The sequence below is a fragment of the uncultured Salinibacterium sp. genome (assembly GCF_963974405.1).
In the GTDB taxonomy this organism is placed as follows: domain Bacteria; phylum Actinomycetota; class Actinomycetes; order Actinomycetales; family Microbacteriaceae; genus Rhodoglobus.
This window is the reverse complement of the sequence record NZ_CAXBBH010000002.1, coordinates 460,668-474,131: the sequence shown is the minus strand read 5'-3', so window position 1 is coordinate 474,131 and position 13,464 is coordinate 460,668. Positions and strand designations below refer to the sequence as shown.

Annotated in this window: 12 protein-coding genes; 4 read left to right on the top strand and 8 right to left on the bottom strand. The window is 60.1% G+C overall.

Annotated features, from left to right (window positions below; translation table 11 throughout):
• Position 1: 1 nt before the first annotated feature.
• Entirely contained in the window at positions 2–1,231 is a 1,230-nt protein-coding gene (locus AACZ26_RS10645) for a mannosyltransferase family protein (RefSeq protein WP_339621416.1), read from the bottom strand.
• Positions 1,213–2,310: a succinyl-diaminopimelate desuccinylase gene (dapE, locus tag AACZ26_RS10640; RefSeq protein WP_339621414.1), complete on the bottom strand. Its 1,098-nt coding sequence runs from the start codon at positions 2,308–2,310 to the stop codon at positions 1,213–1,215. The genes AACZ26_RS10645 and dapE overlap by 19 nt, the downstream gene beginning before the upstream one ends.
• A gap of 26 nt (positions 2,311–2,336) precedes the next feature.
• Here dapE and dapD point away from each other — a divergent pair, with 26 nt between their 5' ends.
• On the top strand, positions 2,337–3,278 hold the full coding sequence (gene dapD, locus AACZ26_RS10635; RefSeq protein WP_339621411.1) for a 2,3,4,5-tetrahydropyridine-2,6-dicarboxylate N-succinyltransferase: 942 nt from the start codon (positions 2,337–2,339) through the stop codon (positions 3,276–3,278).
• A gap of 80 nt (positions 3,279–3,358) precedes the next feature.
• Here the strand turns inward: dapD and AACZ26_RS10630 are convergent, their stop codons facing one another.
• The 4 genes from AACZ26_RS10630 to AACZ26_RS10615 all read right to left on the bottom strand — a co-directional run bounded on the left by AACZ26_RS10630 (position 3,359) and on the right by AACZ26_RS10615 (position 7,304).
• Positions 3,359–4,654 (bottom strand): citrate synthase, encoded by a 1,296-nt coding sequence (locus tag AACZ26_RS10630; RefSeq protein ID WP_339621408.1) that lies wholly within the window; start codon positions 4,652–4,654, stop codon positions 3,359–3,361.
• A gap of 99 nt (positions 4,655–4,753) precedes the next feature.
• Positions 4,754–5,860, bottom strand: coding sequence for a succinyldiaminopimelate transaminase (gene dapC / locus AACZ26_RS10625; protein WP_339621406.1), 1,107 nt, complete (start codon positions 5,858–5,860; stop codon positions 4,754–4,756).
• Positions 5,860–6,195, bottom strand: coding sequence for a ferredoxin (fdxA, locus tag AACZ26_RS10620; RefSeq protein ID WP_339621405.1), 336 nt, complete (start codon positions 6,193–6,195; stop codon positions 5,860–5,862). Before fdxA ends, dapC begins: the two co-directional genes overlap by 1 nt.
• Positions 6,192–7,304, bottom strand: a complete 1,113-nt coding sequence (locus AACZ26_RS10615; protein WP_339621403.1) for a PIG-L family deacetylase — start codon at positions 7,302–7,304, stop codon at positions 6,192–6,194. The genes fdxA and AACZ26_RS10615 overlap by 4 nt, the downstream gene beginning before the upstream one ends.
• Positions 7,305–7,420: 116 nt before the next feature.
• On the opposite strand from AACZ26_RS10615, the gene efeU reads away from it, so the two are divergent.
• The 3 genes from efeU to efeB are packed head-to-tail and all read left to right on the top strand — an operon-like array spanning position 7,421 to position 10,779.
• Positions 7,421–8,278 (top strand): iron uptake transporter permease EfeU, encoded by an 858-nt coding sequence (gene efeU / locus AACZ26_RS10610; protein WP_339621402.1) that lies wholly within the window; start codon positions 7,421–7,423, stop codon positions 8,276–8,278.
• Positions 8,278–9,453 carry an iron uptake system protein EfeO gene (efeO, locus tag AACZ26_RS10605; protein ID WP_339621401.1) on the top strand — a complete coding sequence of 392 codons (1,176 nt, stop codon included), beginning with the start codon at positions 8,278–8,280 and terminating at the stop codon, positions 9,451–9,453. The genes efeU and efeO overlap by 1 nt, the downstream gene beginning before the upstream one ends.
• 60 nt (positions 9,454–9,513) lie before the next feature.
• Positions 9,514–10,779 carry an iron uptake transporter deferrochelatase/peroxidase subunit gene (gene efeB / locus AACZ26_RS10600; RefSeq protein ID WP_339621400.1) on the top strand — a complete coding sequence of 422 codons (1,266 nt, stop codon included), beginning with the start codon at positions 9,514–9,516 and terminating at the stop codon, positions 10,777–10,779.
• A gap of 9 nt (positions 10,780–10,788) precedes the next feature.
• On the opposite strand, the gene AACZ26_RS10595 is transcribed toward efeB, so the two are convergent.
• Positions 10,789–11,250 (bottom strand): hypothetical protein, encoded by a 462-nt coding sequence (locus AACZ26_RS10595; protein ID WP_339621399.1) that lies wholly within the window; start codon positions 11,248–11,250, stop codon positions 10,789–10,791.
• A 134-nt stretch (positions 11,251–11,384) separates the two neighbouring features.
• Positions 11,385–13,292 (bottom strand): translational GTPase TypA, encoded by a 1,908-nt coding sequence (typA, locus tag AACZ26_RS10590; RefSeq protein WP_339621397.1) that lies wholly within the window; start codon positions 13,290–13,292, stop codon positions 11,385–11,387.
• Positions 13,293–13,464 lie beyond the last annotated feature (172 nt).

Below are 13,464 nucleotides of genomic sequence, written 5' to 3'. Positions count from 1 at the left end.
TTTAGGGCGGCGTCCAGTCATAGCCGTCAACCCACCATGCGACATGGATCCAACACCACTGTCCCGCGATACACGCGGCAAGGAGCAGAGCCCGATAGAGCCGAGACGGCGGCAAAGCAAGAACTCCCGCTAACGGGAACATGGGAATCAACAACCGGAAGGTGCTCGATTGCGGAAAGAACACCGCTAAGAGGTAGAGCGCGTAGCTGGCTACCCACAATCGCAAGTCCACCCCCAATCGTTGTGCGGGTTTAGTGATGAGAAAAACGAAGAACGCCACAACGCCGGCAACCAGCATCACCACCAGCAACCACTGCGGAATCCTCCACCACTGCGCCCAAAATGCAGCCCCTTGAAACCACGCCGCGAACGGGATGAGCTCGCCATTACCGACGTACGGCGCCCGCCACGCGAGCTCGGTATCGGTATACGCCGTAAGCGACCCTGTGACCGCGGCCGCGATCAACAGCCACGCGAAGCCCATGAGCAGGCTGAACAGAGTTGCCGATATCGCCGCCACTCGCTCGCGCATCGGAAACTCTTCGCGTCGGCGAATCCACCAGCGATAGACCACGTGCAAGCCAAGGGCGAGGGCGAAAGCAAGACCGCTCGGGCGGGTGAGAGACATGACCGCAATCACTGGCAGAAGTGCCCAATACTGGCGCTTCATGAGCCAGAACAGCGCCAACATCAGCAAGAACAGATACATCGACTCGGCGTAGGAGACCTGAAGAATGGCCGACAGCGGCGCGAAGCAGAAGATAGCTACGGCGAATAGTGCCGTGGTCGGCGGCAGCACCAGGTGCATCACTCGATACAGCATGAGCGCGGCACCCATCGAAAAAGCGAGAGTAACCAGCACGCCAGCGACCGCGAAATCGAGAGTCGTCAGCATCATCACCGCACGCACAACCGCGGGATAGCCCGGCATGAAGGCCCAGGCGTTCTCTGCAACGTGACCCGCCTCTGTCACCGGCAACTCGGTGGGATAGCCCGCAATCGCAATGATGAAGTACCAGTGACCGTCCCAGATTTTGGCAAAGGAGAAGTAGTCGGGTTGAGGCCCCGTCCACGGATTCTGGCCCTGGATCGACGCGAACCCCAGCAAGAGCGACGTCGTCACCACTCGAGACGCGACAAAGATCGCGATGACGGCGAGCCACCAGCGTTGAGGGGCAAGCATCACCGCTGTTGCGCGGCGCAGGGTGGAGGCTAGCGCGCTGTCAGCCACGCCCTGAGCCCCTGCTCGCAGGCCACAATTTCGCTCGTCGCGACACGTTCATCATCGGCGTGGGCACGCAGCGGGTTGCCGGGACCATAGTTCACGGCGGGCACGCCGAGCTCAGCAAAGCGAGCAACATCGGTCCAGCCATATTTGGGGGCAGGAGTCCCGCCGACGGCGGCCAAGAAGTTCTTGGCGAGCGGAGCATCGAGCCCCGGGCGAGCCCCTCCCGCAAGATCGGTTACTTCGAAGTCGAAACCGTCAAAGACGTCACGCAAGTAATCAATGGCTTGGTCTGCGCTGCGATCCGGGGCAAACCTGAAATTAACGGTCACGGTCGCAGCATCCGGAATCACATTGCCGGCAACACCACCAGAAATCCCTACCGCGTTGAGGCACTCGCGATAGACAAGCCCATCGACCTCGTGCTGCTCTGGCTCATAAGCAGCCAGAATGGCAAGCACTGGTGCGGCGGCATGGATAGCGTTCTCCCCCATCCACGCGCGGGCGGAGTGAGCGCGAACTCCCTTGAGCGAAATATCGATGCGCGCGGTGCCATTGCAGCCGCCTTCAACAGTTGAATTCGACGGTTCGCCGATGATGGCAAAGTCGCCGACCATCAGATCGGGACGATTACGTGCAATTCGTCCCAGGCCGTTGAGTTCGGCAGCGACCTCCTCATGGTCGTAAAAAATCCACGTCACGTCGACTGCAGGGTCGACCAGTTCACCGGCGAGCTTGAGAGCGATCGCGACGGCGCCTTTCATATCGACGGTGCCGCGGCCCACGAGATGTTCCTCGCCGTCAATCATCTCCAGAGTCGTCGGCAGATTGGCATTGACCGGAACCGTATCGAGGTGCCCCGCGATCACGACGCGCTGCGCCTTGCCTCCGTTTGTGCGGGCGACAACGGCATCCGCATCCCGAATCACCTCAAGGTGACTGAACCCACTCAGCGCCGTCTCTACGGCATCCGCAAGGCGCTGTTCGTTGCCGGAGACCGACTCAATGTCGCAAATCTGGCGAGTGAGTTCAGGGCTCGAGGCCGTCAGATCGAGCACGGGAACGGAAGGATCGGTCACAGGCATGCACCCAGTGTAAGTAATCTGGAGGCATGACTTCGCGCACAGCATGGGGATACGGACTCGCAACAATCGCCAGCGACGGAACAACACTCGACGTGTGGTTCCCCGCTCCGCACCTGGGATCAATTCCCGAGGGCACCGACCCGCACTACACACCAGCCGACCTCGAAGAACACTTGGGTGCCGATGAACGTCGTCGAGTGCGCACTGAATTCGTCACCGTTGAGATCGATTTGGATGCAGCGCCCACGAATGTCGCCGACGCCTACCTGCGCCTTCACTTGCTCAGCCACCTGCTCGTGAAGCCCAACAGCATCAACCTCGATGGACTGTTTGGCACGCTGCCGATCGTTGTCTGGACTAACGCCGGCGCGGTGCACCCCGATGACTTCCGCACCCTGCGCGTCTCGCTCAAGCGCCACGGCATCGTCGTGACAGGTATCGATAAGTTCCCGCGGATGCTCGACTACGTCTTGCCCGAACGCGTACGAATCGCGGATGCCTCGCGCGTGCGCCTCGGAGCCTACCTCTCCCCCGGCACGACAGTCATGCACGAGGGTTTCGTCAATTTCAACGCGGGAACGCTCGGCAGCTCGATGGTTGAGGGTCGCATTTCCCAGGGCGTCGTTGTCGGTGACGGTGCCGATATCGGTGGTGGGGCATCCATTATGGGGACCCTCAGTGGCGGTGGAACTGAGCGCGTCTCCATTGGCGAGCGCGCCCTACTCGGCGCCAACTCGGGCATCGGTATTGCGATCGGTGATGACACCGTCGTCGAAGCTGGCCTTTACGTCACCGCAGGCACAAAAGTCACCATCATCGATGGGTCAGCGACGCCGCGCAGCGTCAAGGCTGTGGAGCTCAGCGGCGTGAATGGTTTGCTGTTCCGTCGCAACTCAGTCACGGGCGCCGTCGAGGTTCTGCCACGCAGCGGTAGCGGCGTTGAACTGAACTCGGCCCTGCACGCCTAAACAGCAACCGTACGTAAACACGAAACGGCCGGCGCTCCTTGCGGAGTGCCGGCCGTTTCGTTTACCTGCTAGCCCAGCTGTTAGCGCTGGGGCCAGTCACGGGCTGCGGGGCCCGTGTAGAGCTGCTGCGGGCGACCGATCTTGGTCTTCGGGTCTTGGTTCATCTCACGCCAGTTGGCGATCCAGCCCGGCAGACGACCGATGGCAAAGAGCACCGTGAACATGCGCGGGGGGAAGCCCATCGCCTTGTAGATGACTCCCGTGTAGAAGTCGACGTTGGGGTAGAGCTTGCGCTCAATGAAGTAGTCATCGGCCAGCGCGACCTCTTCGAGTTCACGAGCGATGTCGAGCAGGGGGTCGCTGATTCCGAGATCAGCGAGAACCTCATCCGCGCTCTCTTTCACGAGTCGTGCACGCGGGTCGAAGCTCTTGTAGACGCGGTGGCCGAAGCCCATGAGACGCACGCCGTCTTCTTTGCGCTTGACGCGATCGACGAACTTTTTTACGCCTTCGCCCGACTCCTGAATCTCGCTGAGCATCTTGAGAACAGCCTCGTTGGCACCGCCGTGAAGTGGCCCGTAGAGCGCATTGATCCCCGCAGAGATCGACGCGAAGATGTTTGCCTCGGTCGAACCGACGAGGCGCACCGTTGAGGTGGATGCATTCTGCTCGTGGTCTTCGTGCAAGATAAGCAAGCGGTCGAGCGCCTTGCTGAGTACGGGATTGACCTCATACTCTTCGGCCATGTTGCCGAAGTTGAGCTTCAAGAAGTTGTCGACGAAGCTCATGGAGTTGTCGGGGTAGAGCAATGCCTGCCCGAGCGACTTCTTGTGAGCGTAAGCCGCGATAACCGGCAACTTTGCCAGGAGACGGATGGTCGAAATCTCGACCTGCTCTGGGTCGCGAACGTCGTGCGAATCTTCGTAGTACGTCGACAGCGCTGATACCGCGCTAGAGAGCACCGACATGGGGTGGGCGCTGTGGGGAAGAGCGTCGAAGAAACGACGCAGATCTTCATGCAGCAGAGTGTGGCGGCGAATCTTCTCGTCGAACTCTTCCAACTGCGACTTCGACGGCAGTTCGCCGTAGATCAGCAGCCAAGCAACTTCGAGGTAGGTCGAGTTTGCCGCGACGTCTTCGATCGCATAACCGCGATAGCGCAGGATGCCGCGATCTCCGTCGATGTAGGTGATCTCACTGCGTGTGGATGCAGTGTTCACGAATCCTTGATCAAGCGCCGTGTAGCCGGTCTGCTTCATAAAGGTGGAGATATCGATGCTGTTGTGACCATCGACCCCACGGATAATGGGAAATTCAGCAGCACCGCCCGGAAAGTGGAGGGTGGCCTTCTCTGGGTCTTGAGGGGCTTCATTCACCGCTACAGCCTACAAGGCTTGGATAGCCACTGTCACACCAGCCAACCAAATGCTCTTCGCTTTGGAGGTCAAAGACAAGACCCCGGCCAGTTAGTGCACTTAAGCGAGCAAATCGAGACGAGCGACAGCATCCGCGATTGTCGCGTCGCTCGCCGTCAGCGCAATACGCACATGGCGGGCGGGAGCTTCGCCGTAGAACGAACCAGGCACGACAAGGATGCCTACTTGGGCAAGATCGCCAACCGTCTGCCACGAGTCTTCGTTCTTTGTCGCCCAGAGGTAGAGCCCAGCCGCACTGTCATCGATGCGGAATCCGGCTCGCTCAAGCGCCGGGAGGAGTCGAGCACGACGCGCACGATACAGCTCACGCTGCTCCACAACATGAGCCTCGTCACGCAGCGCAGTGACCATCGCCGCCTGCACAGGGCCCGGCACGATCAGCCCCGCGTGCTTACGCACCGCGAGAAGCTCTGAGATCACATGCGAGCATCCGGCCACAAAAGCCGCCCGATACCCCGCGAGATTCGATTGCTTGCTGAGCGAATACACGGCGAGCACCGAAGAACGGTCACTTCCAATGACTTCGGGGTCAAGGATGGAGGGCGTCGGATCGATACCGTTCCAATTAAGTTCGGCGTAGCACTCATCGGAAGCGATCACCGCGCCCAGTTCGCGGGCCCGAGCGACAGCCGCGCGCAACTCATCGACGTCGAGCACACGACCGTCGGGGTTACCCGGGCTGTTGAGCCAGACCAGCGCAGTATTCTCGGGCCACTCAGCGGGGTTGTCAGAAGCAACGGCGGTAGCACCCACGAGCGCAGCGCCAATGGCATACGTCGGATAGGCGACCGAAGGATGAACGACCACATCGTCTTTGCCAAGGCCGAGCAAGAGCGGCAGCAGGGCTACGAGCTCTTTGGATCCGACCGTCGGAAGCACGTGGTCAACGGTAAGTCCGGTGACGCCACGGCGACGCTCAAACCAGTCGACAATAGCCTCGCGCAGCTGAACGGTGCCCGTTGTAGTCGGGTAGGCGTGGGCATCCGTCGCCGTCGCCAAACTCTCACGAATAATAGCGGGCGTCGGGTCGACCGGAGAGCCCACCGAGAGATCAACGATGCCATCAGGATGCGTGCGCGCGGTTGTGCCAAAAGGCGCAAGGGAATCCCACGGAAAGTCGGGAAGGACCAACGGCGTGCGCGTCATTAGTCGGAAGACCCGCCACCCTCGGGCAAAGCATCGATGAGCGCGTGGTCTTTGTGAATTACACCGACCTTCGCAGCTCCACCGGGCGACGAGTTGTCGAGCAGATCGAAGAACTCGACATTGGCCTTGTAGTAATCGGCCCACTTGTCGGGCAAATCGTCTTCGTAGTAAATGGCCTCGACGGGACACACCGGTTCGCAGGCACCGCAGTCGACGCACTCATCCGGGTGGATATAGAGCATGCGGTCGCCCTCATAAATGCAGTCAACTGGGCATTCGTCGACACACGCGCGATCTTTCAGATCGACACAGGGCTGAGCGATGACATACGTCAAGAGATATCCGCACCTTTCACGGGAGAGTTCAGTTCAATGTTAGCGCGGCTCGCTGACGAAACCTGACGATTCACCCGTGGCCAGCCGACGACAACCAGCACAACAACAACGGGCGCAAAAGTCCACACATAGCCCGCCACATTCGCCGGAATCAAGATGGTCCCTCCCGGCATCACCGCGGCAAGAAGAGCAGACATCACCAACACACCGAGGGAGGCAAAGCCCGCAGCCACTCGAGTGTCGTAGATAAGGCGCAAGCCAAGAATCAATGCTGTGACCAAAGTTACCGAGGCCACAATCCCCCAAGGAATTCGAGCATCACCGATCGTAAACGCCGACTGATGCACAGCGGTCAAGACAAGACCAACGAGAGCACCGAGCACAAGAGAAAGGAATGCAAGCATTACGCGCTCGAAGCGGCTGCGCTCACCGACAACCAACTCCCGGCGCCGCAAGCGACGCAAGTACTCCGCCGGAGTAGACACAGCCTCACCAACCGGAATCTCGTTGCGGTAGATTTCCGTCGCCCGACGCTTAAATGCAAGCGCCGTCGCCGACGACACCGCAACGCCACGATCAACAGGAACAGCGGATGCCGTATAGAACGGCACCCCTGCAAGCTCGGTCGCCAGGGCGGTGGCCTCGTGCACGAGCAGCGCTTCGGAGCCGCGCGCGGTACCACTGAACTCTTTTGCGTAACTCACTACGACATCCGGCTTGAGCGAAGTGATCGCGGCGGCGATGTCTGATGCGAGGTCTCGAGCGTTCATGGTTGCAAACTGGCGCCCATTGTCTTCGCGCAAGATGTGATGAGCGGTGATCCCGAGAATCTCGCGAACGACCTCGTCGACCGAGAGGGGAGAAAGCTCCTCAACATCTGTCTCATGCGCGACCTCAGCGGCGGGCGCGAGATGGGTCTCTGCTGTCATGACGGGCACATGAGCGGTAGTGGGCGTCGCCGAAATAGCTGCCGTGGCGTTATTGCTGCAGCTGAGAACAATGAGTTCGGTGCCGCGGTGAACAAGGGTGGCGATGGTAGCCCCAAAGACATACGCCTCATCTTCTGGGCGTGCGGCTATAACCAGCACGCGTTGTGCGCGATCTTTCACGGCCGCTCCCTCACCACTTGTTTTGCATTAGACAGAATAAGCACAGGTAGATCGATTCCGTTTGATTAGGTTAGGCTTACCAAAGTCCCTAAAAATTCGATCGACAAGAGAGTTCCGTGCTCGCAAACTTCCTGATCGGCCTGCGCGAAGGCCTCGAAGCAGCCCTTGTTGTCGGCATTCTGATTGCCTACGTCCACAAGATCGACCGCCGCGACGTACTCCCCCGAATCTGGCTCGGAGTCGGCATCGCGGTTCTGCTCTCACTCGGGCTCGGCGCGAGCCTGACGTTCGGCGCCTACGGACTCTCGTTCCAGGCGCAGGAACTCATTGGGGGCATCCTGTCGATCGTTGCCACCGCGTTTGTGACCTGGATGATTTTCTGGATGCTGCGTGCCGCCCGCGGTCTCGGTCGCGAGTTGCGCAACGAGGTTGATTCGCACCTCACTGGCGCGGGGTGGGGCCTCGTTCTCGTTGCATTCCTCGCTGTTGGCCGCGAGGGAATCGAAACCGCTCTCTTCATTTGGGCTGCCGTTCAGGCCAGCGGATCCACCACTCTGCCCCTCGCAGGTGCAGCCCTCGGGATTTCCACCGCGATCGTGCTTGGCTACCTCATCTACCGCGGCGTCGTGAGCATCAACCTCACCCGCTTCTTCACCTGGACCGGCGCCATCCTCATCATCGTCGCGGCTGGCGTGCTCTCTTATGGCGTGCACGACCTTCAAGAAGCCGGCGTCTTGCCTGGACTTCACGCCCTCGCGTTCGACGTCAGCGCTGTCATTCCGCCCGACAGCTGGTACGGCACGCTCCTCAAGGGCACCTTCAACTTCTCCCCCGCCACCACGTGGTTCGAGGCAGGAGCCTGGCTGGCGTACGTCAGCGTCGTCATGACGATCTTCATCCGCACAGTTCGCGGCAATGCCCGCGAAGACAAACCTCTCATTCCTACTTCACCTCTCAACGCTCAAGGAGCCTGATGACTTCCCTCTCCACCCGCTTCGGATTCGCCGCGGCGGCCACTGTTGCTGCGCTCGCACTCACCGGTTGCGTGCCCAATAACGTCGGCACGACGGCATCCGACAACACGATCGCTGTCGACAGCAGCGCCACAGACTGTGCTGTTAGTTCCGCGGAGGCACCGAGCGGCAACCTTGTGTTTTCTGTCACCAACTCCGGAGACCAAGTCACCGAGTTCTACTTACTCGCGGATGACGGGTTGCGCATCGTTGGCGAAGTCGAGAATATTGGCCCCGGAATCTCTCGCGATCTCGTCGTCGTGGCGCAGCCCGGCGACTACTTCACGGTCTGCAAGCCCGGAATGATCGGTGAGGGTCTTGGAAAGACCCCCTTCACCGTGACCGACTCTGGTGCAGATCTCGCCTTGAGCGGAGACATTGCCGCTCAGGTCGAAACCGCAAACGCTAACTACAAGAGCTATGTAAAAGACCAGATCGAGAATCTGGTTGTGGGCACTGAAGACTTCGCCGCCGCCTACATCGCGGGCGATGACGACGCCGCTCGCGCACTCTACGCCCCCACGCGAGTGTTCTGGGAGCGCGTCGAAACGGTGGCCGAGTCCTTCGGTGACCTCGACCCCCGCATGGATCTTCGCGAAGCAGACCTCGAAGACGGCCAAGAGTGGACCGGCTGGCACGCCATCGAAAAGGACTTGTGGCCACAAGACGCAGAAGCAGGCTTCACCGCCTACGACCAGTCGAAGCGTGAAGCTCTCGCAACGCAACTCGTGGCTGATACGAACACTCTCTACGCCAACGTTCAAGAACTCGAGTTCACTCTCGATCAGCAGACCAACGGTGCCATTGGACTGCTCGACGAAGTCGCCAGTGGCAAAGTCACCGGTGAGGAAGAGTTCTGGTCTCACACCGACCTCTGGGATTTCCAGGCCAACATCGACGGCGCTCGCGTTCTCTACGATGGTGTTCGCGACATCCTCGTAGAGAAGGATGCCGAGCTCGCCTCGACGCTCGATGCCGAGTTCGAGCAGCTGCAAGTCTTGCTGGATGCTCAAAAGGAGGGCGACGGCTTCCGCCTTTACACTGAGTTATCCACGAGTGAGATCCGCGCATTCTCCGACCAAGTGAACGCCCTCGCCGAGCCCCTCTCACGGCTCACTGCGGTTCTCGTTCTCTAGGACCCAGCACGCCCCACCCACACGCCGACCAGCACGCTACGCTCACACGAAAGTACCGCCATGCCGACAGAAGAAAGCACAGGGCTCTCCCGTCGCGGCCTGCTCGGCCTTGCCGGTGCTGGAGTAGTGGGTGCTGGCCTCGGCGTCGGCGGCGCTTTCGCCGTGGGCGGCGGTTCAGCATCCACGACCAACGCTGTTGCCTCGACCTACCCGTTCTTTGGAAAGCACCAGTCCGGCATCACGACGCCAGCACAGGACCGTTTGCATTTCGCTGCGTTCGACGTCAACGACATCTCGCGTGACGACCTCATCGAGCTGCTCCGTGACTGGAGCTACGCTGCCGCACGCATGACAGCGGGCCAAGCGGCCGGCGAGTATGGCCCGGCAAGCGGGCCCTACGACGCGCCGCCGGATGACACTGGTGAAGCCCTTGATTTGCCTCCGGGCGGGCTCACCATCACCTTTGGTTTCGGCCCGAGCCTCTTCGACGACCGCTTTGGATTGGCGGCGCAGCGACCGTCAGCGCTCATCGACCTGCCGAAGTTCCCCAGCGACGCCCTACAGCCTGAACTCGTCGGCGGCGACCTGTGCATCCAAGCGTGCAGTGACGACCCGCAAGTGGCCGTGCACGCCATCCGGAATCTCTCGCGGATCGCATTCGGTCGTGCAACGCTTCGCTGGTCTCAGCTTGGCTTCGGCCGAACATCGTCAACGACTCAGGCGCAGAAGACGCCGCGCAACCTCTTCGGCTTCAAAGACGGCACCGCAAACCTGCGAGCCGAAGATACCGCTGGCGTCGCTCAGCATGTGTGGGCGGCATCCGAAGACGGAGCATCATGGATGACCGGTGGCTCCTATCTCGTGAGCCGCAAGATTCGCATGACCGTCGAAACATGGGATCGCACGTCGTTGCGTGAGCAAGAGAAAATCTTCGGTCGCACCAAGGGTGAAGGCGCACCGCTCAGCGGCGGCAGTGAATTCACTGAGCCCGACTTCGAGCAGACCGGCCGAGACGATATTCCGCTCATTGATGACTCATCACACATGAAGCTCGCCCACCCCGACAGCCACGGTGGCGCCCAAATTTTGCGGCGCGGCTACAACTTCGTCGATGGAAATGATGAACTTGGTCGCCTGAATGCTGGGCTCTTCTTCATCAGCTTCCAGCGCGACCCCGGAACGCAGTTTGTGCCGATTCAGCTCGCGCTCTCTCGCAACGACCTCATGAATGAATACGTGCGCTACGTGGGATCCGCCATCTTCGCCGTGCCCCCGGGAGCTACGTCTTCAAGCTTCGTCGGTGCCGGGATGTTCGGCCTGCCGTAAAGCGAACGGCTAGTTGGTGGCGCTCACGGGCGCCACAGTGTAATTCGCGGTGTAACCGTCTTCGGTGCTCGCGACGATAACCGCGACGTTCCAGGCGTCACTCGAGAAAATGACCGAGCCGACACCGTCAGCACCGCTCGCCTGCACTTGCGACTCAAAACCCGCATCCGCGAACTCTGCTTCGATTGCTTCAAGCGGCGATTGCGAACCCGTCATGATCGTGATGTTGTAGCCGCGACTGTCACCCTCCCCCGCTGCGATAGCGAATTGGACTTCGCCGTCGGCAAGAGGCACCTCGCTGGGGAAGCCTGTGGGAATCTCAGTACCGCCCAGACTGACGTTGCCTCCCGTGGCCTGCTCGACGATGCCACCGATGGGATTCTCGCCAGAACAGCCAGCAAGCGCCGGCGTGGCGGCAAGAGCAAGAACGAGGGCAACGGATGCGCTAACACTGTGGCGTGCGCTCAACATGACAACTCCAGAGGACGAAAGGACTACGACTGAACGGGTCGTTAACCAACGATGCAGCCACGATCACATGACCATGGCTGCATCGTACTCTCTGCAGATTGCGGACTCATGTGAGCCCGCTGCGAGAATAAGGGTTAAGCGTTTTGCTTCTTCAGGCGCGACGTGAGACGTGCACGTGCGTTGCTGTCGAGCTCGACCTTGCGAATACGAACGTGCTCAGGGGTGACCTCTACGCACTCATCTTCACGAGCGAATTCGAGGCACTCTTCCAACGTCAACTTGCGTGACGGAGTCATACGCTCGAACGAGTCCGAGGTCGACTGGCGCATGTTGGTAAGTTGCTTTTCCTTCGTGATGTTGACGTCCATGTCGTCAGCGCGCGAGTTCTCGCCGACAACCATGCCCTCGTACACCTCTTGAGTGGGCTCAACGAAGAACGACATACGCTCCTGCAGAGCGACCATCGCGAACGGAGTGGCAACACCAGCACGGTCGGCAACGATCGAACCGTTGACGCGCGTGACAATCTCGCCAGCCCAGGGCTCGTAGCCGTGCGATACGGCGTTGGCGATACCTGCACCGCGAGTGATGGTCATGAACTCGGTGCGGAAACCGATAAGTCCACGCGAAGGAACAATAAATTCCATGCGAACCCAGCCGGTGCCGTGGTTGCTCATGCCGTCCATGCGACCCTTGCGGGCAGCAAGCAACTGAGTGATTGCGCCAAGGTATTCCTCGGGAGCATCAATCGTGAGGTGCTCGAAAGGCTCGTGAACCTTTCCGTCAATCTTCTTGATAACTACCTGCGGCTTGCCAACGGTCAGCTCAAAGCCTTCACGACGCATCTGCTCAACAAGGATGGCGAGAGCGAGCTCGCCACGACCCTGAACTTCCCAGGCATCGGGGCGTCCGACGTCGACGAGCTTGAGCGATACGTTACCGACGAGCTCGCGGTCAAGGCGATCCTTGACCATACGCGCGGTGAGCTTGTGACCCTTGACCTTGCCGATGATCGGCGACGTGTTGGTTCCGATCGTCATCGAGATAGCGGGGTCGTCAACGGTGATGGTCGGCAACGGACGAACGTCATCTGGGTCACACAAAGTCTCACCGATGAAGATGTCTTCGAATCCAGCAACGGCGACGATATCGCCGGGGCCAGCGCTCTCGGCGGGGTAACGATCGAGAGCCTTCGTAATCATCAACTCGGTCACGCGAACGTTGGCTTGCGTGCCATCGTGCTTGACCCAGGCAACAGTCTGCCCCTTCTTGATCGTGCCGTTGAAGATACGCAGCAGAGCAAGACGGCCGAGGAACGGCGAGGAGTCGAGGTTCGTGACCCAGGCCTGAAGGGGGTGCTCGTCGTCGTACAACGGAGCAGGAACGTGCTTGAGGATGGCGTCGAACAGCGGCTCGAGGTCTTCGTTGTCGGGGAGCGAACCGTTCTCCGGCTTGTTCCAGCTTGCAGCGCCAGCACGGCCCGAAGCGTAGACAACAGGAACGTCAAGGATGGCGTCCAAGTCAAGGTCGGGAACGTCATCCGCCATGTCGCTGGCAAGACCGAGCAGGAGGTCTTGGCTTTCGCCGACGACCTCGTCAATACGTGCGTCGGGACGGTCGGTCTTGTTGACCAACAGGATGACGGGAAGCTTGGCCTCAAGAGCCTTACGGAGCACGAAGCGGGTCTGCGGAAGCGGGCCCTCACTCGCGTCAACGAGCAGAACAACACCGTCAACCATGCTGAGTCCGCGCTCGACCTCGCCACCGAAGTCGGCGTGGCCGGGAGTGTCGATCACGTTGATCGTGATGGGGCCGTCAGTGGCGTACTTGCCGTTGTACGAGATCGCGGTGTTCTTCGCGAGAATCGTAATTCCCTTTTCACGCTCAAGCTCGTTCGAGTCCATCGCACGCTCTTCAAGGTGCGCGTGCGCCTCGAATGAGTTCGTCTGGCGAAGCATCGCGTCAACGAGAGTGGTCTTTCCGTGGTCAACGTGGGCAACGATAGCTACGTTGCGCAAGTCGCTGCGAGTGGCCATAGCCATAGCAATATTCCTTAATTCATTGGAGGCTGTGCGGACTTTCACCGCAGTCGCTGCGCAGAAAGTCTCGGCAGCAGATCGGCGACGAGTGCCACCGGGTTAAGATCTTGGGAGGACGCAGAAGATCGTTCAGAGTATCCTGCTCAACCAGTTTACCCTGTTTAGCAAGAAATGT

Coding starts and splice junctions, on each gene's coding strand:
- dapE (WP_339621414.1), bottom strand. CDS start 2,310: ATGCCTGTGACCGATCCTTCCGTTCCCGTGCTCGATCTGACGGCCTCG.
- dapD (WP_339621411.1), top strand. CDS start 2,337: ATGACTTCGCGCACAGCATGGGGATACGGACTCGCAACAATCGCCAGC.
- dapC (WP_339621406.1), bottom strand. CDS start 5,860: ATGACGCGCACGCCGTTGGTCCTTCCCGACTTTCCGTGGGATTCCCTT.
- efeO (WP_339621401.1), top strand. CDS start 8,278: ATGACTTCCCTCTCCACCCGCTTCGGATTCGCCGCGGCGGCCACTGTT.
- efeB (WP_339621400.1), top strand. CDS start 9,514: ATGCCGACAGAAGAAAGCACAGGGCTCTCCCGTCGCGGCCTGCTCGGC.
- AACZ26_RS10595 (WP_339621399.1), bottom strand. CDS start 11,250: ATGTTGAGCGCACGCCACAGTGTTAGCGCATCCGTTGCCCTCGTTCTT.
- typA (WP_339621397.1), bottom strand. CDS start 13,292: ATGGCTATGGCCACTCGCAGCGACTTGCGCAACGTAGCTATCGTTGCC.